The sequence below is a fragment of the Curtobacterium sp. AC273 genome, assembly GCF_979253735.1.
The window spans coordinates 270,403-290,402 of record NZ_CEEDDU010000008.1 but is presented as its reverse complement, the minus strand read 5'-3'; the positions used below and the strand labels follow the sequence as shown (position 1 = coordinate 290,402).

General features: G+C 71.4%; 24 protein-coding genes and 8 pseudogenes. 16 read left to right on the top strand and 16 right to left on the bottom strand.

Features of this window, described 5'->3' with window-relative positions; translation table 11 throughout:
• The first annotated feature begins 75 nt into the window (after positions 1-75).
• Both ACZ8AI_RS14630 and ACZ8AI_RS14625 read left to right on the top strand, forming a co-directional pair.
• A complete protein-coding gene (locus ACZ8AI_RS14630) occupies positions 76-501 on the top strand; it encodes a cation efflux transmembrane domain-containing protein (RefSeq protein WP_464858786.1) in 426 nt (141 codons plus the stop codon).
• A gap of 124 nt (positions 502-625) precedes the next feature.
• Positions 626-1,522, top strand: coding sequence for a cation diffusion facilitator family transporter (locus ACZ8AI_RS14625; RefSeq protein WP_464858817.1), 897 nt, complete (start codon positions 626-628; stop codon positions 1,520-1,522).
• A 148-nt stretch (positions 1,523-1,670) separates the two neighbouring features.
• Here ACZ8AI_RS14625 and ACZ8AI_RS14620 read toward each other — a convergent pair whose 3' ends face one another.
• The 5 genes from ACZ8AI_RS14620 to ACZ8AI_RS14600 form a co-directional block, all read right to left on the bottom strand.
• Entirely contained in the window at positions 1,671-2,378 is a 708-nt protein-coding gene (locus ACZ8AI_RS14620) for a phospholipid carrier-dependent glycosyltransferase (protein WP_464858816.1), read from the bottom strand.
• A gap of 57 nt (positions 2,379-2,435) precedes the next feature.
• Positions 2,436-3,131, bottom strand: coding sequence for an acyl-CoA-like ligand-binding transcription factor (locus ACZ8AI_RS14615; RefSeq protein ID WP_464858785.1), 696 nt, complete (start codon positions 3,129-3,131; stop codon positions 2,436-2,438).
• Positions 3,106-3,312: a hypothetical protein gene (locus tag ACZ8AI_RS14610; RefSeq protein WP_464858784.1), complete on the bottom strand. Its 207-nt coding sequence runs from the start codon at positions 3,310-3,312 to the stop codon at positions 3,106-3,108. Before ACZ8AI_RS14610 ends, ACZ8AI_RS14615 begins: the two co-directional genes overlap by 26 nt.
• Positions 3,309-3,437, bottom strand: coding sequence for a TetR family transcriptional regulator (locus ACZ8AI_RS14605; RefSeq protein ID WP_464858783.1), 129 nt, complete (start codon positions 3,435-3,437; stop codon positions 3,309-3,311). The genes ACZ8AI_RS14610 and ACZ8AI_RS14605 overlap by 4 nt, the downstream gene beginning before the upstream one ends.
• A gap of 138 nt (positions 3,438-3,575) precedes the next feature.
• Positions 3,576-3,812 carry a hypothetical protein gene (locus tag ACZ8AI_RS14600; RefSeq protein WP_464858782.1) on the bottom strand — a complete coding sequence of 79 codons (237 nt, stop codon included), beginning with the start codon at positions 3,810-3,812 and terminating at the stop codon, positions 3,576-3,578.
• Between ACZ8AI_RS14600 and ACZ8AI_RS14595 the strand changes: the two genes are divergently transcribed.
• From ACZ8AI_RS14595 to ACZ8AI_RS14565, 7 genes and pseudogenes are all read left to right on the top strand, one after another.
• A complete protein-coding gene (locus tag ACZ8AI_RS14595; protein ID WP_464858815.1) occupies positions 3,733-5,148 on the top strand; it encodes an ABC transporter substrate-binding protein in 1,416 nt (471 codons plus the stop codon). The genes ACZ8AI_RS14600 and ACZ8AI_RS14595 overlap by 80 nt on opposite strands.
• A 107-nt stretch (positions 5,149-5,255) precedes the next feature.
• Positions 5,256-5,540 (top strand): hypothetical protein, encoded by a 285-nt coding sequence (locus ACZ8AI_RS14590; RefSeq protein WP_464858814.1) that lies wholly within the window; start codon positions 5,256-5,258, stop codon positions 5,538-5,540.
• Positions 5,541-5,663: 123 nt separating this feature from the next.
• Positions 5,664-6,221: pseudogene (locus ACZ8AI_RS14585) on the top strand (ABC transporter permease subunit); the annotation flags it as partial.
• Positions 6,222-6,513: 292 nt separating this feature from the next.
• Positions 6,514-6,798, top strand: coding sequence for an ABC transporter permease subunit (locus ACZ8AI_RS14580; protein WP_464858781.1), 285 nt, complete (start codon positions 6,514-6,516; stop codon positions 6,796-6,798).
• A gap of 160 nt (positions 6,799-6,958) precedes the next feature.
• Positions 6,959-7,354, top strand: a pseudogene (locus ACZ8AI_RS14575) (ATP-binding cassette domain-containing protein); the annotation flags it as partial.
• 382 nt (positions 7,355-7,736) lie between these two features.
• On the top strand, positions 7,737-8,432 hold the full coding sequence (locus ACZ8AI_RS14570; RefSeq protein WP_464858813.1) for an ATP-binding cassette domain-containing protein: 696 nt from the start codon (positions 7,737-7,739) through the stop codon (positions 8,430-8,432).
• Between the two features lie 2 nt (positions 8,433-8,434).
• Positions 8,435-8,947 (top strand): hypothetical protein, encoded by a 513-nt coding sequence (locus ACZ8AI_RS14565; protein WP_464858780.1) that lies wholly within the window; start codon positions 8,435-8,437, stop codon positions 8,945-8,947.
• Positions 8,948-9,026: 79 nt separating this feature from the next.
• Here the strand turns inward: ACZ8AI_RS14565 and ACZ8AI_RS14560 are convergent, their stop codons facing one another.
• The 4 genes and pseudogenes from ACZ8AI_RS14560 to ACZ8AI_RS14545 all read right to left on the bottom strand — a co-directional run bounded on the left by ACZ8AI_RS14560 (position 9,027) and on the right by ACZ8AI_RS14545 (position 10,296).
• Positions 9,027-9,167 (bottom strand): hypothetical protein, encoded by a 141-nt coding sequence (locus ACZ8AI_RS14560; protein WP_464858779.1) that lies wholly within the window; start codon positions 9,165-9,167, stop codon positions 9,027-9,029.
• A 239-nt stretch (positions 9,168-9,406) separates the two neighbouring features.
• Positions 9,407-9,700: pseudogene (locus tag ACZ8AI_RS14555) on the bottom strand (MFS transporter); the annotation flags it as partial.
• Positions 9,701-9,746: 46 nt separating this feature from the next.
• Positions 9,747-9,950 (bottom strand): annotated as a pseudogene (locus tag ACZ8AI_RS14550) (MFS transporter); the annotation flags it as partial.
• The gene (locus ACZ8AI_RS14545; protein ID WP_464858778.1) at positions 9,925-10,296 is read right to left on the bottom strand and encodes an MFS transporter; all 372 of its coding nucleotides are present in this window, start codon (positions 10,294-10,296) and stop codon (positions 9,925-9,927) included. The pseudogene ACZ8AI_RS14550 and the gene ACZ8AI_RS14545, both read right to left, overlap by 26 nt.
• 511 nt (positions 10,297-10,807) lie before the next feature.
• Between ACZ8AI_RS14545 and ACZ8AI_RS14540 the strand changes: the two are divergent.
• The 4 genes and pseudogenes from ACZ8AI_RS14540 to ACZ8AI_RS14525 form a co-directional block, all read left to right on the top strand.
• Positions 10,808-11,062, top strand: a pseudogene (locus ACZ8AI_RS14540) (class I tRNA ligase family protein); the annotation flags it as partial.
• 27 nt (positions 11,063-11,089) lie between these two features.
• Positions 11,090-11,836, top strand: a complete 747-nt coding sequence (locus ACZ8AI_RS14535) for a hypothetical protein (protein WP_464858777.1) — start codon at positions 11,090-11,092, stop codon at positions 11,834-11,836.
• The gene (locus ACZ8AI_RS14530; RefSeq protein ID WP_464858776.1) at positions 11,794-12,117 is read left to right on the top strand and encodes a hypothetical protein; all 324 of its coding nucleotides are present in this window, start codon (positions 11,794-11,796) and stop codon (positions 12,115-12,117) included. Before ACZ8AI_RS14535 ends, ACZ8AI_RS14530 begins: the two co-directional genes overlap by 43 nt.
• Before the next feature lie 322 nt (positions 12,118-12,439).
• Entirely contained in the window at positions 12,440-13,582 is a 1,143-nt protein-coding gene (locus tag ACZ8AI_RS14525) for a class I tRNA ligase family protein (protein ID WP_464858812.1), read from the top strand.
• A gap of 187 nt (positions 13,583-13,769) precedes the next feature.
• On the opposite strand, the gene ACZ8AI_RS14520 is transcribed toward ACZ8AI_RS14525, so the two are convergent.
• The 3 genes from ACZ8AI_RS14520 to ACZ8AI_RS14510 are packed head-to-tail and all read right to left on the bottom strand — an operon-like array spanning position 13,770 to position 14,612.
• Entirely contained in the window at positions 13,770-14,048 is a 279-nt protein-coding gene (locus ACZ8AI_RS14520) for an alpha/beta fold hydrolase (RefSeq protein ID WP_464858775.1), read from the bottom strand.
• The gene (locus tag ACZ8AI_RS14515; RefSeq protein WP_464858811.1) at positions 13,997-14,524 is read right to left on the bottom strand and encodes an alpha/beta fold hydrolase; all 528 of its coding nucleotides are present in this window, start codon (positions 14,522-14,524) and stop codon (positions 13,997-13,999) included. The genes ACZ8AI_RS14520 and ACZ8AI_RS14515 overlap by 52 nt, the downstream gene beginning before the upstream one ends.
• Positions 14,448-14,612, bottom strand: coding sequence for a hypothetical protein (locus tag ACZ8AI_RS14510; RefSeq protein ID WP_464858774.1), 165 nt, complete (start codon positions 14,610-14,612; stop codon positions 14,448-14,450). Before ACZ8AI_RS14510 ends, ACZ8AI_RS14515 begins: the two co-directional genes overlap by 77 nt.
• A 144-nt stretch (positions 14,613-14,756) precedes the next feature.
• Here ACZ8AI_RS14510 and ACZ8AI_RS14505 point away from each other — a divergent pair, with 144 nt between their 5' ends.
• Positions 14,757-15,749 carry a TetR/AcrR family transcriptional regulator gene (locus ACZ8AI_RS14505; RefSeq protein WP_464858773.1) on the top strand — a complete coding sequence of 331 codons (993 nt, stop codon included), beginning with the start codon at positions 14,757-14,759 and terminating at the stop codon, positions 15,747-15,749.
• Positions 15,638-17,566: pseudogene (locus tag ACZ8AI_RS14500) on the top strand (M3 family metallopeptidase). Before ACZ8AI_RS14505 ends, ACZ8AI_RS14500 begins: the two are co-directional and overlap by 112 nt.
• 161 nt (positions 17,567-17,727) lie before the next feature.
• Here the strand turns inward: ACZ8AI_RS14500 and ACZ8AI_RS14495 are convergent.
• The 4 genes and pseudogenes from ACZ8AI_RS14495 to ACZ8AI_RS14480 all read right to left on the bottom strand — a co-directional run bounded on the left by ACZ8AI_RS14495 (position 17,728) and on the right by ACZ8AI_RS14480 (position 19,361).
• Positions 17,728-18,063, bottom strand: a complete 336-nt coding sequence (locus ACZ8AI_RS14495; RefSeq protein WP_464858810.1) for a Clp protease — start codon at positions 18,061-18,063, stop codon at positions 17,728-17,730.
• A 21-nt stretch (positions 18,064-18,084) separates the two neighbouring features.
• Positions 18,085-18,741 (bottom strand): annotated as a pseudogene (locus ACZ8AI_RS14490) (AAA family ATPase); the annotation flags it as partial.
• A gap of 87 nt (positions 18,742-18,828) precedes the next feature.
• A complete protein-coding gene (locus tag ACZ8AI_RS14485; protein ID WP_464858772.1) occupies positions 18,829-19,011 on the bottom strand; it encodes a ClpX C4-type zinc finger protein in 183 nt (60 codons plus the stop codon).
• A gap of 182 nt (positions 19,012-19,193) precedes the next feature.
• Positions 19,194-19,361: a hypothetical protein gene (locus ACZ8AI_RS14480; RefSeq protein WP_464858771.1), complete on the bottom strand. Its 168-nt coding sequence runs from the start codon at positions 19,359-19,361 to the stop codon at positions 19,194-19,196.
• Between the two features lie 41 nt (positions 19,362-19,402).
• Between ACZ8AI_RS14480 and ACZ8AI_RS14475 the strand changes: the two are divergent.
• Positions 19,403-19,960: pseudogene (locus ACZ8AI_RS14475) on the top strand (YcnI family copper-binding membrane protein); the annotation flags it as partial.
• Positions 19,961-20,000 lie beyond the last annotated feature (40 nt).

Genomic DNA, 20,000 nt, shown 5'->3' with positions numbered 1-20,000 from the left:
GTCCGCGTTCTTCCGGGAGCTCCCCGGTGATGGCCGGATCGGTGCTCTTGGAACGCGAGTCTACCGGACGGGAGCATGCTGGAGCGATGCCCACATCCTCGGAGCAGGACCGTCCGAGTCCTCGCTCACCGTCATCATCGCGTTCGCCGCGAACCTGCTCGTCGCGATCGCCAAGACGGTCGCCTCCATGCTCACCGGGTCGGCGTCGATGGTCGCCGAGGCCGCGCACTCGTGGGCCGGACACCGGGAACGAGGTCTTCCTGCTGGTGGCCGAGCGTCGCGGTGCTCCGGAAGCGCGACAGCGCCCACCCGCTCGGGTACGGCCGCGAGACGTACATCTGGTCGATGTTCGCCGCGTTCGGCCTGTTCACCGCCGGCGCGATCGTGTCGATCTACCACGGCATCTCCGAACTCGGGGACACCGGACCGGCTTCGGACGTGGTGGTGAACTACGTCGTGCTCGCGGTGTCGTTCGTGCTCGAGGGCACGAGCTTCGCCTGAAGGCGTACCGGCAGGCGCACGGTGCCGCCACGAAGCGCCGCGTGCCGGTGCTCCGCCACGTGCTGCGTCGTCGAACCCGACGCTCCGTGCCGTCTTCGCCGAGGACGCCGCCGCACTCGTCGGCCTGGTCGTCGCGTTCCTCGGGGTGTTCCTGCACCAGATCACCGGTCTGGCGGTCTTCGACGCCATCGGATCCATCGCGATCGGCGTGCTGCTCGGCGTCGTCGCGATCGTGCTGATCGACCGCAACCGCCGGTTCCTGCTCGGCGAGAGCACCTCGCCGGAGCTTGAGAACGCGGTGCTCGTCGAACTGCTCGGGCGGTCCCAGGTCGAGCGGGTCACGTACCTGCACCTGGAGTTCGTCGGGCCGTCGCGGGTCTACCTCGTCGCGGCGGTGGACCTCACCGGCAACGAGAACGAGGAGCACGTGGCCGTCCGGCTGCGGGAGGTCGAGCACTCGCTCGAGCAGAGCCAGTACATCGAGGAGGCCGTGCTCACGCTGAGCCTGCCGGGCGACCAGTCCCTCGTGCCGACCGACGACGACGTGCCCGAGGTCGTCCGGGACGGCACCGTGGAGGACGTGGCGTCCGGCGGGGCCGGGGCCCTCGGACGGAGTGAGCGCCGGCGGCGGGCTTCGCTCCGCCTCCGCTCCCGCTCCCGCAAAACGCAACGTCGGCGGTTGCTCGCAGCGGTATGGCGCTGCTCGAATCCGCCGAGGTTGCGTTTTTTGCGGAACCTCTCCGACGGAGCCAGCGCAGCCAGCGCAGTCAGCGCTTCAGGACACCGCCCGCCGTCGATCACGATCGCTCCGCCGCCCGTCGGCACCCACACCCGCAGGTCGTCGATCCGGAACGCCGTCAACCGTGACCGTTCAGCGGACAGGAAGGCCCGGACCTGCTCCGGCACCGGGAAGCGGTCGTCGCAGTTCCCTGCACGATCGCGCCGTACCGACCGGCGACCGGCACGTCCACGCCGCGGTCGGCGAAGTACGGCCGCCATCCCGGTGCCCCGTACTCGGTGAACAGGATCCGGCCCGCCGTCCACGCCGTGTGCCCGGAGCTCCCCGTCGAGCAGCGCCAGCCCCGACGGCCGCACCCGCGCGACCGCGACGGTCTGCTGGGTCGCGGGGACGACTGCCGCGCCGACCCCGAGGACGACCACGGCGGCGATCACCGTGGTGGCGGCCACGGCACCCGGCGTCGGCACGGTGGCCGGTCCGCACGCGGACGGCGAGCGAGACCCTCTGGCCGAGCCGGGCGAAGCCGACGGCCGCGAGCGCGATCACGACCGGCATCCACGCGTCGTAGTAGTGCGCGAGCGCCACCTTCGACGCACCGAAGAACACCATGACCGGGATGATCGCGGCGAGGAGGTACACGACGAGCTGGTCCGGCCGGACGAGCAGCGCGGCGACGATCCCCACGACCAGCACCGCGACGAGCACCGGGGTGGTGCCGACGACCATGTACCAGTACTGCGACCACCAGGGCGCGAACCGGTACGTGTGGCCGAGCGATCTCCGCCAGGTGGCCGTTCGCGTCGTGTGCGGATTGGAAGTCGAGCATGTACGTGAGCCCGCGGACCATGCCGACGGGCGCGTACGACGCCACGAACGTCACCGCGAACGCCGCGGCTGCGATCGCGCCCCCGACGAGCAGTTCCCACCATCGCCGGAACAGGATCGGCAGGACGACGATCGCCACGACGAACAGGGCACCGGTGGCCTTCGAGGTGACGGCGAGCCCGAGGGCCGCACCGGCGACCGCCGCCCACGCCCAGCGCCAGCGACTGCTCGTGGTGATCCACGCCCAGGCGGCGGCGAGCGCGAGGACGACGAAGAACACCATCACGGGCTCGAGGAGGGCGATCCGGTCGATGCGGACCGCGATGCCCGAGCCCGGGTCGAACGCGTCGGGGGCCGTTCGCGCGCGGGGTCAGCCACCAGAGGCCCGCGGCGAGAGCGCTCCCCAGTGTCCGAGCGGTCCACGAAGCCAGAGGAAGAGCACCACGCCGGTCGCGAAGACGGCGGTGCCCGCTACGAGACGCGGGCCGAGGACGCCCTGCCCGACGACGAGCTGGGCGAGGCCGTAGAGGTACTTGGCGGTCGGCGGGTGCTCGAGGTTGAACGTGAAGACCCCGTGGACGTACTGCCAGCCGGCCTGCACGTAGATGAGTTCGTCGCCGTCGAGCACCTGCTGCCCGATGTGCCAGAAGCAGACGAACACCCCGGCGAGGGCGACGACGGCGAACACGGGCCAACGCCCCACGCGTACCCACGACTGCACGGCGACGATCCTCCCACAGCGGTCGGCGCGCACGACCCCCGCCGCGGGCCAGCCTGTGCACCTCGTCAGCGCGTCGAGCCCCGCGGCCACCGGCGTCAGGGCAGCCCCCACGTACTCGACGAGCGGCCGCCGGCCCACACCGTCGGCGACCCACACGCCGAAGGCCGCCGCAGCCGCCCCGAGCATCGCGCCGGACACGGTCTGCGGCCAGAGCGCGGCGGGGTGGTCCCCGTCCGTCCGGCCACGAACGACGCCACGGTCGCGTGCTGGGCCGTCACCCGGGCGGCGACGCTGGCGGCGAGTTCCGGTCCGATGCCCATCACCTCGGCCTGCGCGATCGCCCACGGCACCCGCTCCGGGTCGGCGCGCGGGCGGTGGCGAGCAGGGCCTGCTCGACGGCACGCACGGCGGAGTCCTCGGTGGAGGCGGCGAGGTGCTCCGGCAGCGAGGCGACCGCGGCGTCCAGCTCGAGCCAGAGCACGTCCGACTTCGCGGTGAAGTAGTTGAAGAACGTCGCCCGGCTCACCCCGGCGCCACGGCGACCTGGTCGACGGTCGTCCGGCCGTAGCCCTGCTCGAGGAACAGCTCGGCGGCGGCGTCACGCGAGGACCTCGGCACTCGAGCGTCCGAGGTCGCCCACCAGCGGCGCATCAGTTCGTCCATGCGCCCCAGTAAACCGCTAGAACTCGTCCAGCCATGATCTTGGACTCAGTACAGAAAAGCCGCCGCCGTGTCGCGCGAGCGGAACGGCGAGGCGCCACGCGGGTGCCCTCGCGCTCCTCCTCGCCCTCACCGGCTGCACGGGTGCCGGCACGAGCACAGCTGACTCGACGCCGAGGAACACGGCGGCCCAGCTCGTCTACCGCCTCCGGCGACGCCGAACCGACCTGCCTCGACCCGCACGTCGGCGGCAACTACCCGCAGGCCCTGCTGTCCGAGCCAGTACATCGAGGAGCTCACCGCGCTCGACGACGGCAAGCCGGTCCCCGCGCTCGCCGAGTCGTGGACGACCAGCGACGACGGCACGACCCTCACCTTCACGCTCCGCGACGACGTGACCTTCACCGACGGCACCCCGTTCGACGCCGCGGCGGTCGTCGCGAACATCGAGCACGTGCAGGATCCGGCGACGGCGTCCAGCACGGGGTACCTCGCCCTGGTCGATCACGAAGGCGACCGCGACCGACGACCACACCGTCACCCTGACCCTGAGCCGTCCGGACAGCGCGCTGCTCGAGTCCTTCTCGCAGCCGTGGGTCGGCATGGAGTCGCCGAAGGCCTGCAACGCTCGCAGGAGGCGAACTGCGGATCACCCGTCGGCACCGGCCCGTTCGAGGTCACCGGCTGGAAGCACGGCGACCGGGTCACGCTCGCGAAGAACACCGACTACACGCCGCTCGGCAAGCAGGCCGGCGGGACGACGAAGCCGCGGCTGTCGGGCATCACCTGGCGCTTCCTGCCCGACTCGACGTCGCGCTACGCCGCGCTACAGTCCGGCCAGGTCGACGTCATCGACAACGCCCAGCCCGACCAGCTGAAGGCCGCCTCGTCGAGGGGGGCCGTCCGCGACCTCGACGCGCCCCGGCCCGGCGCGTCGAACCGCCTCGAGCTGAACTCCGGGCACGGCGTCTTCCGTGACGAGGCCGTCCGCAAGGCGTTCATCGCCGGCGCCGAGGTCGACCCCGGGATCAAGAGCCTCTTCCTCGGCACCGCGAAGCGCTCGTACTCCGTGCTCTCGAGCGTCGAGCCCTACGGGTACTCCGACAAGAGCCTGTTCGGGTACTCCCCGACGAAGGCGAAGCAGCTGCTCGACGACGCCGGCTGGAAGGTCGGCAGCGACGGTGTCCGCGAGAAGGACGGCCAGCAGCTGACCGTGACCTTCCCGGTGTCGACGAACCAGTCGGTGCCGGCCGGGCGCAGCCTGTTCCAGCAGATCCAGGCGTCGAAGGCCGTCGGGATCAAGGTCATCCTCAAGGAGCTCGACCTGTCCAGCTGGTACGCCGCCCTCGCCGCGAACGAGTACGACGTCGTCAACACCCCGTACACGAAGGTCGGCGCGGACGTCCTCCGCATCCTCTACGACAGCGCGAGCATCACGCCCGCACCGTCAGGGTACTTCGCGAACCTCGCCCAGCTCGACGAGCCGAAGCTCGACGCGCTGCTCCAGCAGGCAACCCGGACGTCCGACACCTCGGAGCGCGGCGACCTCTACGAGCAGGCGCAGGAGACGATCCTCGCCAGCGGCACCGTCCTCCCCCTCTACGACCAGCAGAACCACTTCCTGATCCGCTCGTCCGTCCACGGGGTGCAGACCACCGCGGTCTCGACGCCGTGGTTCGGCGCGGCCTGGATCGACCGCTGACGCGGTGACGGTGACGGACAGGAGGCCCGGCACGCGCCCGGTGGGCCGCCTGCGGACGATCGGCGAGCTCGGCCGCAGGGCGGTAGTCCGGATGGGCGGTCCGGCGTCTGCTCGGCGGCATCGGCGTGCTGTGGGCGGTCGCGACCATCGTCTTCGTCGCGATCCGGCTCATCCCCGGCGACCCCGCGCTCGCGATCCTCGGCGGGCCGGGGTCGTGGGCGTCGGCCGCGGCCGTGGCGCAGGTCCGTGCCGAGTACGGCCTCGACCGGCCGGTGCTCGTGCACCGTACGCGGTGTTCCTCGGACGCCTGGCGACCGGGCACCTCGGCGACTCGTACGCGTTCCGAACCCCGGTCGCGACGCTGCTCGGGCAGCAGCTCCCCGTCACGCTGACCCTGGCCGTGCTCGGCCTCGTCGTGGCGTGGGCGCTCGCGATCGTCGCCGCGTGGTGGTCGACGCAGCGCGGCCGGTTCGCCGCCGGCCCGACGAGCGCGATCTCCGTCCACGGCCAGCGTCACGCCACGCTTCTGGCTCGGCGGCGTCCTCATCGTGGTGTTCGCCAGCGCGCTCGGGTGGGTGCCCGCCGTGAGCGACGGCACCGTCCGCGGCTGGGTCCTGCCCGTGGTCACGGTCGCGGTTCCGGTCGCCGGGTACCTGGCCGAGACGGTCCGCGACGGCGTGGTCGACGCGCAGCGGTCGGCGTTCGCGCTCGCCGCCCGCAGCCGGGGCGAGACCCGCGCGGGGCTCTTCGGTCACCACCTGCTCCGGCACGCGGCGCTGCCGGGCATCGCCCTGTCCGCCTGGGCCTTCGGTTCGCTGGTGTCCGGGGCCGTCGTCGTCGAGTCGGTGTTCGCACTGCCGGGCATCGGACGGGCCCTGGTCACCGCGGTCACGCAGCGGGACATGCCCCTGGTGGCCGGCATCGCGCTGGTGTCCGCAGCGGCGTACGTCGTCGTGCTGGCGGTCGCCGACCTCGTCGAACGGGCGGTCGACCCGCGCACCGCGAGCCGGACGACCGGGCCGCGTCGGCGTCGCGCCCCGCGCGTCACCCGCACCGGGGCGGGCGCGCGGTGAGCGGGATCGCCGAGCCGAGCCTCCAGGCCGGCACGCAGCGCGACCCGTCGACCGGACGGGTCCGAGCGGTTCCGTGGGGGGACGCTCGGACCGGCCGGCACGCTGGCGGCCGTCGTGGTGGCGGTCGCGGTCGTCGCGGCGGTCTGGCCGGCGCTGCTCGGCGGTGGGGACCCGCTCGCCGTGCACCCCGCCCAGGCACTCCGGGCGCCGTCGTGGGCCAGCCGTTCGGCACGGACGAGTCGGGGCGTGACGTCCTCGCGCGGGTCGTCGCCGGTACCGGGCATCGCTCGTCGTGGGGGTCGTCGCGACCCTGGTCGGCGGCGGGATCGGGGTGGTCCTCGGCGTCGTCGCCGGACTCGGCGGGCGGGTCGTCGACGCCGTCGTCGGGCGCATCACCGAGGTGGCGTTCGCGCTCCCGCTGCTGCTCGTCGCGCTCGTCGTCATCGCGGTCACCGGTCCCGGCCCGGTGCCGGCGATGCTCGCCGTCGGGTTCGCGACCGCACCCGGGTACGCCCGGATCGTGCGCGGCCTGGTGCGCGGTGCGCGGGCTCGCAGGTCGTCGAGACCGCCGTCGTGATGGGCCGCTCCCCGCGACCATCGTGGTCCGCCACGTGCTGCCCACCGCGCTCTGGCCCGTCGTCGCCGTCGGGACGCTGGGCGTCGGGCAGGCGATCGTGTGGGCCTCCGCCCTCAGCTACCTCGGCGTCGGCACGCCGCCGGCCCCGGAGTGGGGCGCGATGCTCGCCGACGGCCGCACCTACCTGGACGGCCCCGTGGATGAGCACCTTCCCCGGCCTGGCGATCGTCGTGCTCGCGACCGCGGTGACCGTGCTCGGCCGAGCCCTCCGACGGACGGGAGCCCTCCGATGACCGCGCTCGACCTGCACGGCCTCTCCGTCGCCGTCGGTGGCACGCCGCTCGTGCACGACGTCGGCCTGCGGGTGGAGTCCGGAGAGTGCGTCGCGCTCGTCGGCGCCTCCGGCTCCGGCAAGACCGTGACCGCCCGCGCCTCACTCGGGCTCTCCGCGCCCGGGTCCTCGGTGCGCGTCGACCACCTCACCGTCGCCAGGCTCGACGTCCGCGCGTTCAGCGATCGGCGGTGGCGTCGCGTGCGCGGCGCACGGGTCGGCTACGTCGGCCAGGAGGCGCTGGGCGCGTTGGACCCGCTGCGTCCCGTCGGGCGCGAGGTCGCCGACGCACTGCGCCTGCACACCCACATGACGCCATCGCCCGGGTGGACGCGGTCCGCGCCGCGCTCGAGGCGGTCGGGCTCGACCCCGCGATCGCGACCGACGGACGGCTCGCCGGCACGCTGTCGGGCGGGATGCGGCAACGTGCGCTCATCGCGGCCGCCACGTGTCGTCCCGGAGCTCGTCGTGGCGGACGAACCCACGACGGCGCTCGACGCCGGGGTGGCCGTCACCGTGATGGAGCAGCTCCGTGCGGCGCAGGCGGGCGGGGCCGGGCTGCTGGTGATCACGCACGACCTGGGGCTCGTCGCGGGGTGGGCGGACCGTGTCGTGGTCATGCACGAGGGACGCGTCGTGGAGGAGGGACCGGTCGCGGCGGTGTTCGCTGCCCCGCAGCACGAGGCACACGGGCGCTGGTGCGGGCGGCGTCGCGTGGGACCGCGGCGGCGGGCGCGGGGGCGGCAGCGGCGGCCGGGACCGGGTCGGCGGCGTGCCGGGACCGGGTCGTCCAGGTGCCGGGGCGGTCCTGGCCGCGTCGGGGCTCGCCCGCGCGTTCGAGGGCGTCCCCGCCGTCACCGACGTGTCGTTCGCGCTCGCCCGCGGCCGGGTGCTCGGGGTGATCGGGGCGTCCGGCTCCGGCAAGACCACGATCGCGCGGATGCTGCTCGGCCTCGAGACGCCGGACACCGGCACGGTCACCCTCGACGGCGAGCCGTGGGTGCCGCTCGACGAACGCGACCGTCAGCCCCGACGACGCCACCGGATGGCCGCGCCGTCGTGCCGGACCCCGGCGCGACCTTCGACGAGCGGTGGAGTGTCGAGCGGGTGCTCGCCGACGCGTTCACCGGCGGCGGCGAACGCTCGGCGGGCGGTGACCTCGGCGCGCGGGTCGACCGCCGCGCTCGCCGCAGGTCGGGCTCGACCTGATCCTGCGCCGCCGATCGCCCGCGCACGCTGTCCGGCGGGCAGCGGCGGCGGCTCGCGATCGCTTGATGCGCTGGCGACGGACCCGGAGGAGTGATCGTGCTCGACGAACCCGTCACGGCACTCGACGCGACCGTGCAGGACGCCGTGCTGACGCTGCTGGAGCGGCTGCGGGACGAGACCGGTGTGGCGATGGTCTTCGTGTCGCACGACCTGCAGGCCGTGCGCCGGGTGGCCGACGACGTGCTCGTCGTGCACGAGGGCCGCGTGGTGGAGCAGGGACCGGCCGCACAGGTCTTCGACCGACCTGCGCACGCAGTGACGGCGCGGTTGCTGCGTGCGGCCGAGCGGCTCGCGGCCGGACCGCGGCCTGAGGCGAGGCCGGCGCGGCCTGACGGCAGTCCCGTCCCGACGCAGTTTCGCGCCCAGCGACACATCACGCGACCAACCGGCCGTGACGTGTCGCTGAGCGCGAAGCAGCGGCGGTGCCGCGGGCTAGGAGTCCGCGTGCTCCTTCTTCGCGGCGTCGGCCGTGATGATCGGGATCTCGCTCGTCGAGAAGTCCTTCGCCTGAGTCCGACTGCGCGAGGTCGAGCATCAGGGTCGTTGTAGCGAAAGTCCTCGATGAGCCCGGCGACCTCGTCCTCCGAGCCGACCGTCGGGCCGGAGCCCATCAGCGGCGACGCGGCGGTCATCGCTTGGTGAAGTACACCGCGACGAGGCCGATCACGGCCGCGAGCATCAGGTAGAACGCCGGGGATGTCCTCGGCCCGCGAGCCGCGGTCCTTCGCGGCGTTGATGAGCGCGGAGGTCGCGGCGGCGTCGATGCCACCGAGGGAGCGACACCGACACGTTGAACGCGATCGCGAGGGCCCGCCGTAGCGGATGATCGTCGGGAACAGCGCCGGCAGCGTCGAGGGCATCGTCGACGTGAAGGTCACCAGGACCACGCCGAGGATGAGCAGGCCGGCGAAGACCCCCACGCCCATCGCCGGTCTGGACGAGCTTCAGGGCCGGCCACGACAGCAGGATGAAACCGATGCAGCCCGCGGCGAGCACGGGGCGACGGCCGAACTTGTCGGACAGCCGGCCGCCGGAGCCGATGACGACCATCATGAGCAGCATCACGACGACGATGAGGATGAGGCCGAACGTGGCGTTCTGGCCGAGGTTCTGCTCGAGGTAGGTCGGCATGTACGACAGCAGCATGTAGTCGGTCACGTTGAACACGAGGACCAGGCCGATGCAGATGATGAGCGAGCGCCAGTTCTCCGCGAAGAGCTTGAGGAACGGCGTCTTCTGCCCCTCGCGCTCGGCGGCCTGCTCCTGCTGCTTCTGGAACGCCGGGGTCTCCTCGAGCTTCAGCCGGAAGGTAGAGGCCGATCAGGCCGAGCGGGCCCGCGATGATGAACGGGATGCGCCAGCCCCAGCTGAGGAGGGCGTCCTCGGAGAGGCCGAACTGCAAACCGGTGACGATCGACGCGCCGAGCACGTAGCCGGCGAGGGTGCCGAACTCGAGCCACGAGCCCATGAACCCGCGGCGCTTGTCGGGCGAGTACTCGGCGATGAACGTCGCGGCGCCGCCGTACTCACCACCGGTCGAGAAGCCCTGCACGAAGCGGGCGACCGAGCAGCAGGACCGGGGCCCAGAAGCCGATCGAGTCGTAGGACGGGATCAGGCCGATCATGAGCGTGCCGGCGGCCATCAGGATCATCGTCAGCGCGAGGACCTTCTGGCGGCCGATCTTGTCGCCGATCGGGCCGAAGACGGCGCCGCCGATCGGGCGCACGATGAAGGCGGCGGCGAAGAAGCCGAACGTCGCGACGATGTTCGCGGCGGGGTCGCTCCTGCGGCAGGAACACCTGCGAGATGGTGATGACGTCAGGTAGGCGAAGATGCCGAGGTCGAACCACTCCATCGCGTTGCCGAGCGCGGCAGCCGCGACGGCACGCTTGAGCAACGACTCCTCGACGACGGTGGCGTCGTCCTTCGTCAGATCGCGACGAGCGCGCTTCGCCGCGCCCTTCGAATGCGCACCGGCCGATCGCCGTGCGTGTGGGGTGCGTTGTTCGGTGCCAAGTCGTTCCTCCGGTGTGCGGTGCGTCCTTCGGGCGTCCGGCGGACGGCGACGTTGCAGCTCACAGCGAACTCCGCGCTCGCCGGACAAACTCCGACAGACTACCAGGCCACCGGCGTGTCCGACAGTCCGGTGTGCCTAGCGCGAGCCCACCGGCGACCTGCTCGCGCGCGCTCGAGCCGCTACGATTGGTGGCACCGCGTGCAGCGTGCGCGCGACATTCAGAGCACCTCATCACGGACTCGGTGCCGCACACAGCGAACGGAAGGCACAGCCATGACGAAGCCACGACCAAGCCCACGGTGGACGAGGCTCGAAGACGTCTGGGGGCCCCGTCTGGGAGCAGGACGGCACCTACCGCTTCGACCGTGCAGCGGCCGGCGACCGCAGCAACGTCTACTCGATCGACACCCCGCCGCCGACCGCCTCCGGTTCGCTGCACATCGACCACGTGTTCTCGTACACGCACACCGACCTCAAGGCGCGGTACGAGCGCATGCGCGGCAAGCACGTGTTCTACCCGATGGGCTGGGACGACAACAGTCTCCCCACCGAGCGCCGCGTGCAGAACTACTGCGGCGTCCGCTGCGACCCGCAGCTCCCCTACGACGGCACGTTCGTCCCGCCGTTCGAGGGCGGCGACGGCTAGTCGTCGAAGGCCGCCGACCAGATCCCGGTGTCCCGCCACAACTTCGGCATCGAGCTGTGCGAGCCGCCACGCCTGACCGTGCAGGACGAGCAGCAGTTCGAGCACCTCTTCCGCACGCTCGGCCTGTCCGTCGACTGGACCCAGTCGTACCGCACCATCGAGCGACACCTCGCGGGCGAGCGCCCGCGCCTTCCTCCGCAACCTCGAGCGCGGCGAGGCCTACCAGGCCGACGCCCCGACGCTCTGGGACGTCACCTTCCGCACCGCCGTGGCGCAGGCCGAGCTCGAGGACAAGGAAGACCTGCCCGGCGCGACCACCACGGCATCGCCTTCCACCGTACCGACGGCTTTGGCGACGACGTCGTCATCCAGACCACCCGCCCCGAACTCACCGCCGCCCGCCGTCGCCCTCGTCGCGCACCCGGACGACGATCGCTTCCAGGACCTCTTCGGCAGCACGGTCCGCTCCCCCTGTTCGACGTCGAGGTGCCCGTGCTCGCACACCACCTGGCGCAGAAGGACAAGGGCGCCGGCATCGCGATGGTCTGCACGTTCGGCGACACCACCGACGTCGTGTGGTGGCGCGAGCAGCAACTGCCGAACCGCGCGATCATCGGCTTCGACGGCCGCGTCCGCTCCGACGAGCCCGCGTGGATCGAGTCCGAGGCCAGCGCCAGGCCAAGCGCGCCGAGATGGCCGGCAAGACCGTGTTCTCGGCGAAGAAGGTCGTCGTGGACGCCCTCACCGAGTCCGGCGACCTGGTCGGCGACGTGAAGACGATCAACCACCCGGTGAAGTTCTTCGAGAAGGGCGACAAGCCGCTCAAGATCGTCTCCACCGCCCAGGCTGGCCCGCATCGTCAACGGCGCCCGCGACGAGCAGCTCAAGGACACGCTCCGGAAGCGCGGCGAGGAGAGTCGCCTTCCACCCGGACTTCATGCGCGTGCGCTAGCGACAACTGGGTCGGCGGCCTCTCCGGCGACTGGCTCATCTCGCGCCAGCGCCTTCTTCGACGGCCGCTGCCCGTCTGGTACCCGCTCGACGCCGACCGCTAGCCGGTGTACGACCAGCCGATCGTCCCGACCGAGGCCCAACTGCCCGTCGACCCGGCGTCCGAGCCGGCCCCCGGCTACAGCGAGGACCAGCGCGGCGTCCCCGGCGGCTTCCAGGGCGAGCTCGACGTCATGGACACCTGGGCGACCTCGTCCCTGACCCCGCAGCTCGCGGGCAAGTGGGAGACCGACGCCGAGCTCTGCGGCCTCGTCTACCCGTACGACGTCAGCCCGCAGGCGCAGAACATCATCCTCACGTGGCTGTTCACCACCGTGCTCCGCGGCCAGCTTCGAAGCGGACACGGCGCCCTGGAAGCACGCGTCCATCTCCGGCTTCATCGTCGACCCCGACCGCAAGAAGATGTCGAAGTCGAAGGGCAACGTGGTCACGCCGCTGTCGATCCTCGAGCAACGCACCGGCGCCGACACGGTCCGCTACCTGGGCGGCCTCGTCGAGAAGCTCGGCACCGACGCGGCGTTCGACCCGCAGAACCCGAAGCAGATCAAGGTCGGCCGTCATCTGGCGATCAAGGTCCTCAACGCCGCCAAGTTCGTCTACGGCTTCCCGCTGCCCGAGGGCGCGACCAGCGTCACCGAGCCGCTCGACGTGGACGTGCTCGCCGAGCTCGGCACGGTCATCGAGCAGGCGACCGCGGCCTTCGACGGCTTCGACTACGCCCGCGCGCTCGAGGTCACCGAGCGCTTCTTCCTCCGGACGTTCTGCGACGACTACCTCGAACTCGTCAAGGAGCGCTGCATACAGCACCGCGACCGAGTCGACCCCGCACTGGGGCGCAGGCGAGCGCGGTCCTCGCGCTCCGCGCCGCGATCCTCGCTGACCGCGCTCCTGCGCCTGCTCGCGCCGTTCCTGCCGTTCGCGACGGAGGAAGTATTGGGCCTGGACCCACGAGACCGGCGTGCACCGCGCCTCCTGGCCGACCGTGGCCGAGCTGCCCACCCAGGCCGAGCCGACGGGCCTGCTGCTGGCCGCCCAAGTAGAGTCAGGCGCTCATCGAGGATCCGTGGCGCGAAGACCGCGGCGAAGGCGTCCCAGAAGACGCCCGTCGCCGCGCGCCGTCGTCGCGGCTCCGGCCGGGACGCGCGCGCTCATCGAGCGTGCGGCGGTCGACCTGGCGGCCGTCAGCCCGCCATCGAGAACCTGTCGTTCACGGACGGCGCGGAGCTCGCGGTGACCGAGATCGAGTTGGCTGAGCAGCAGGAAGCAGCAGACGGACTGGAGGCACGGATGCAGTTGGGCAGACGCTGGAACGTGGGTGCGGAGGCACCGGGCAACTCCCCGAGGCGGTGGTCGTCGCCGTGCGTGAGGTCGAGGCCGAACTCGCGACCGAGGCCGTCGACACGACCGGATGGGGCTGGACATGACCTTCCTCGAGGGCAAGCCGATGGTCGCCCTCGACGACGGCACGATCCCGATCCACCTCGACGACGCCGGCCGCGCGCTGGGTGACCAACCCGGACGACGCCGCGGAAGAGGACTAGCGCCGCCGCAGGGCTTCCGCACGTCAGCCCCGAGCGCAGCATCCCGTTGTGGGGAGCAGAAAACGTCGGGTCCGAGATCGGACCCGGCGTTTCTGTTCCCTCGACAGTGTCACGGGAATCCAGGGCCGGGTGAACCAGACGCACTCGTCCGGGGATCAGGACCGGGCGAGCCAGGTGAACAGGGCCTCGTTGACCTCGGCGGTGTGCGTGGTCAGCAGGCCGTGGGGCGCACCCTCGATCTCGACGTACTCCGCGGCCGGCAGCGCCTTCGTGAAGCGGCGGCCGGTGGCGTCGATCGGCAGGATGTTGTCCGCCGTGCCGTGCACGATGAGCGCCGGGACGGTGACCTTCGGGATGTCCTGACGGAAGTCCGTCGGCCAGGTCAGCGGCGCCGCGGCGGACGCGATCGCACCGAGCCGGCGGCGACGTTCCACGCGTTGCGGACCTGCTCCTCCGAGATGCGCGAGCCGAGGTTCTCCGACAGGTTGAAGAAGTCCTGGTAGAAGTTCGTGAAGTACGCGTACCGGTCCTTCTCGACGTCGGCGGCGATGCCCTCGAAGAACGACATCAGGCCGGCACCGTCGAGGTTGTCGTCCGTGATCGCCAGGAACGGCTCGAGCGAGGCGAGGAAGGCGACCTTCGCGATCAGGTCCTCACCATGACAGCCGATGTAACGGGCGATCTCACCGGTGCCCATCGAGAAGCCGACGAGGATCACGTCGTGCAGGTCGAGCGTCTCGAGGACGGTGTGCAGGTCGTCGGCGAAGGTGTCGTAGTCGTAGCCGGTGCTCATGCACGAAGGACTGCCCGAAGCCGCGGCGGTCGTACGTCGATCACGCGGTAGCCGGCGCTCGAGCAGGGCCGGGGTCTGGCCCTCCCACGAGTTGCCGTCGAGGGGGAAGCCGTGGATCAGCACGATCGGCTGCCCGGAGGCCCTTGTCCTCGTAGTGCAGGTCGATGTCGACGCTGTTCTCGGTCCCGACGGTGATGGTTCCCATGGTGGTTCCTTCCCTGAAGGCGGCCCTGCGGCCGTTCGACCTGGCGGAGAACGATCGTTCTCGGTCGATGTCCACTACACTAGAGAACGTTCGTTCCCCAGCGCAAGTCGGGGATGGTGAACACGCGAGGAACGAGGGACGCACATGGCCACCAGCACGATCCCGACCGGCACGATCTCGACCGGCACCGTCGACCCGGAGGTCCGGGCCCACATCGTCGACGTCGCCGACCAGCTCTTCTACGCGCGCGGCATCCAGTCCGTCGGCATGGACGAGATCCGCACCGGTGCCGGCGTCTCGCTCAAGCTCTACGCGGCGTTCCCGGGCAAGGAACAGCTCATCGCCGCGGTGCTCGCCGGCCGCCACGACCTCTGGAGCGCGGCGTGCACGGCACGGTCGCGGCGCCTCGACCCCGCGCGACAAGCTCCTGGCGATGTACGACTTCCTCGAGTCGTGGTTCGGCGACGACACCTTCCGCGGCTGCGGGTTCATCAACGCCTTCGGCGAGCTCGGCGCGACGTCACCGCCGTCGCCGAGATCGCCCGCGACCACAAGGACTCCTTCCAGCGCTTCGTGCAGCAACTCACCGCCGACGCGGTCGCCGACTCCGCCCGGGCCGAGGGGCTCGCCGCCCAGCTCGCACTCCTCGCCGAGGGCGCGCAGACCACGGCGGCCATCGCCGGCACGACGGAGCCGGCCGTGCACGCCCGTCGCGCAGCCGAGACCCTGATCGCCGCAGCGAGCGCACTGAGCCGGCGAAACCAGGGCTACCCGGTCAGATCGGAGCGTACCCGGCGGATCCTCCCACCAGGTACGCCCGATTCCGCATTCCGGTCCGGTCGCGAGTGGAGAAGGAACGCACCCCGCGACGGACTGAGAGCCTGGGCGGGGCCTTCCCGCGCCTCCAGATCCGTAGAGAGTGGTGAGATGGCGGCCCCGTTCGACGTTCGAGCACCTCTCCCTACTCCCTCCCGCCGTTCCGTGACGTGCGGCTCGAGCACTACCGACCGGCGTTCGAGGCCGGCATGGCCGAGCAGCGTGCCGAGGTCGAGGCGATCGCCGCCTCCGCCGAGACACCGACGTTCGAGAACACCCTCGTCGCCCTCGAGCGCACCGGGCAGTCGCTCGCCCGCGTGAGCCACGTGTTCTTCACGCTGTCCTCGGCGGACTCGACGTCGGAGCTGCACGACCTCGAGGCCGAGGTCTCCCGCTCCTCGCCGCGCACCGCGACGCGATCACCCTCGACAGTCGCCTGTACGACCGGATCGCAGCGGTCCGGTCCACGCTCGACGAGCGGACCGACCTCAGCGACGAGGACCGCCGGCTGGTCGAGCGGACGTACACCGAGATGACCCTCGCGGCGCCGGGCTCGACGACGCCGGCAAGGAACGTCTCACCGCAATCAACCAGGAGCTCTCGACGCTCACCACCACGTTCGAGCGGAACCTGCTCGAGGACACCAACGACCTCGCCGTGCACGTCACCGACGAGGCCGAGCTCGAGGGCCTCGACGACGGCGCGAAGTCCGCTGCCGCCGGTGCCGCAGCCGACCGCGAGCTCGACGGCTGGCTCATCACGCTGCCGCTCTACACGGGCCACCCGTGGCTGGCGTCGCTCGCCGACCGCGGCCTGCGCGAGCGGATCATGCGCGCGTCGCTCTCCCGTGGTCGCCGTGGCAACGAGCACGACAACCGCGACGTGCTGCTGCGCATCGTCCGACTCCGGGCCGAGCGCGCCGAACTCCCCGGGTTCCCGAACCACGCCGCGGTGGTCACCGCCGACGAGACCGCGAAGACCCCCGAAGCCGTCGACGGGCTGCTGTCGTCCCTGGTGCCGGCGGCCGCGGCGAACGCCGACGACGAGCGGGCCGTCCGGTCACGGGTCGTCGGGTTCGACGTCGAGGCGTGGGACTGGGCCTACGCCACCGAACTCCTGCGCGGCGAGCAGTTCGCCGCCGACAGCTCCGCGCTGCGGCCGTACTTCGAGGCCGACCGGGTCCTCCGTGACGGGGTCTTCCACGCCGCCGGCGAGCTCTACGGCCTGACCTTCACCGAACGCGACGACCTGCACGGGTACAACGACGAGGTCCGGGTCTTCGAGGTGCGCGACGAGGACGGCGCCGAGGTCGGTCTGTACCTGCTCGACCTCTACACCCGCGACGGGAAGCGCGGCGGTGCGTGGATGAACCCGGTCGTCAAGCAGTCCGCGCTGCTCGGCACGCTGCCGGTGGTCGTCAACAACCTCAACGTGGCGAAGCCCGCAGCGGGGTCGCCGACGCTCCTCATCCAGGACGAGGTCGAGACGCTCTTCCACGAGTTCGAGCACGCGCTGCACGGCCTCATCGCCCGCACGACCTACCCGCGGTTCTCCGGCACCAACGTCGAGCGGGACTTCGTCGAGTTCCCGTCGCAGGTGAACGAGATGTGGGTGTCGTGGCCGTCCGTCCTGGCGAACTACGCCAAGCACCACGAGACCGGTGAGCCGCTGCCGCCCGAGCTCGTCCTCGGGCTGAGCGACTCCGCCGGCTTCAACGAGGGCTTCGGCACGACCGAGTACCTCGCCGCCGCACTGCTCGACCAGGCGTGGCACCGGCTGTCCTCCGCCGAGGCCGCCGCGGTGACCTCCGTCGAGGACTTCGAGCGGGACGCCCTCGCGTCCGCCGGCATCGCGGTCGAGGCCGTGCCGCCGCGGTACTCGTCGACGTACTTCGCGCACACGCGTTCTCGGGCGGGTACGACGCCGGGTACTACGGCTACATCTGGTCCGAGGTGCTCGACGCCGACACCGTGGAGTGGTTCCGCGAGCACGGCGGACTCTCGCGCGAGGCCGGAGCGCGCTTCGCGTCGCGCCTGCTCGGCGTCGGCGGGGCGAAGGACCCGCTCGAGGCGTACCGCGACTTCCGTGGGCGTGACGCCGAGGTCGGGCCGCTGCTGCGCCGCCGCGGGCTCGAGTAGCCCCGCCGGGCGCGCGGCCGAGGCCACCCCGAACCACGCGATCGCGCGGTTCGGGGTGACTTTCGTTGTGCAGAGCGTCCGGCCGACCGGCCGCGCCAGCCCCGCCCGCACGCGAAAGCGGCCCGCACACACGTGCGGGCCCTTCGACGCTGGCGGACGGACTACGCCGACTTCTCGACCCGCTTCGCCCGCGGACGCGGCACGATCGTCGGCGCGGCGTTCTCGAGCACCGACTCGCGGGTGATGACCACGCGCGCGACGTCGTCATCCGACGGCACGTCGAACATGACCGGCCCGAGCACCTCTTCGAGGATCGCCCGGAGCCCGCGGGCGCCGGTCTGGCGCAGCACGGCGAGGTCGGCGATGGCCTCGAGTGCGCCCTGGTCGAACTCGAGCTCGACCCCGTCGATCTGGAACATGCGCTGGTACTGCTTGACGAGCGCGTTCTTCGGCTCGGTCAGGATCCGCATGAGCGCGGACTGGTCGAGCTGCGACACCGTGGTGACGACGGGCAGACGACCGATGAACTCCGGGATGAGCCCGAACTTGTGCAGGTCCTCCGGCAGGACGTCGGCGTAGAGGTCCTGCTGGTCGAGCGGGCTGTGCAGCGGAGCACCGAAGCCGATCCCCCGCTTGCCGACGCGCGACGACACGATGTCCTCGAGTCCGGCGAACGCCCCCGCCACGATGAACAGCACGTTCGTCGTGTCGATCTGGATGAACTCCTGGTGCGGGTGCTTCCGACCGCCCTGCGGCGGACCGAGGCGACCGTCCCCTCGAGGATCTTGAGCAGCGCCTGCTGCACGCCCTCGCCGGAGACGTCACGCGTGATCGACGGGTTCTCTCGCCTTGCGCGCGATCTTGTCGACCTCGTCGATGTAGATGATGCCGGTCTCGGCACGCTTGACGTCGTAGTCGGCGGCCTGGATGAGCTTGAGGAGGATGTTCTCGACGTCCTCGCCGACGTAGCCGGCCTCGGTCAGGGCGGTGGCATCCGCGACGGCGAACGGCACGTTGAGGCGCTTCGCCAGCGTCTGCGCGAGGTACGTCTTGCCGCAGCCGGTCGGGCCGATCAGCAGGATGTTCGACTTCGCGATCTCGACGTCGTCGCGGTCTTCGGCAGCGGTGATCTGCCCCTGCGCCCGGATCCGCTTGTAGTGGTTGTAGACGGCCACGGCCAGCGAACGCTTCGCCGGGTCCTGCCCGGGATGACGTACTCCTGCAGGAAGTCGAAGATCTCGCGCGGCTTCGGCAGTTCGAAGTCACCGCTCGCGGTGTCCTCGCCGGCTTCGGCCAGTCGTTCCTCGATGATCTCGTTGCACAGCTCGACGCACTCGTCGCAGATGTGCCACGCCGGGACCGGCGATGAGCTGCTGGACCTGCTTCTGGCTCTTGCCGCAGAAGGAGCACTTCAGCAGGTCGGCGCTCTCTCCGATGCGTGCCATGTCGGTGCCCTCCTGGTTGACCGATGCAGACCTGATCGTCTGCCTGATGGGTGCAGGCCGACGACCTGCCCGACTGTCCACGAGCCTAATCGCAACCGGCGACACCGGCTGCGACGCCGAGCCGCAATCGGCCACCCCGTTCGCCCAGGGCGTTCGATCCTGCTAGCGTGTCCTCGATTCCTCTACAACTTGTAGAAGTGCCGCCCCGGAAGGAACCCCATGTCCAAGCGTCTCGCCGTCGTCAGCACCGCGACCCTCGGCGTCACCGCTGCCATCGTCCTCGGCACCGCCGGCATGGCCAGCGCCCACGTCTCGGCCACCGCGACCTCGACCGCCGCGAACTCGTACACCACGGCCACGTTCTCGGTCCGGCACGGCTGCGACGGCTCCCACCACGAAGATCGAGTTCCAGGTGCCGGAGTCGGTCATCGAGGTCACGCCGACCGTGAACCCGAACTGGACCATCACGAAGGCGACCGCGAAGTACACCAGCCCGTCCGCCGCGTCGGACGACGAGTCCGCCGAGGACGCCGGCGAGCGCGTTACGAGCGTCACCTACACGGCGAAGACGCCGCTCCCCGCCGACGAGCGCGACACCTTCCAGCTGTCGTTCTCGCTGCCCGACGGCAAGGCGGGCGACCTCGTCGAGTTCCCGGCCCTGCAGACCCGCGAGAAGGGCACCGTCGAGTGGAACCAGGAGCAGAAGGCCGGCAAGGCCGAGCCCGAGCACCCGGCACCCTCGATCACCCTGACCGCGGCCGAGGCCACGGATGACGACGGCGACCCCATCGCCGCCACCCCGACGGCCGAGGCGGCCGGCACGGAAACGACCGCTTCGAGCGACCCCGACCTGGTCGGTCGCTTCCTCGGCCTCGGCGGCCTGGTCCTCGGCGCGGTCGCCCTGGTCGTCGCCGTCGCCGGCATGCGCCGTCGGAGCGCCAGCAAGTGACACAGAGCGTCGAGCGTCACGCAGGTGGCCGGTCGCGGGC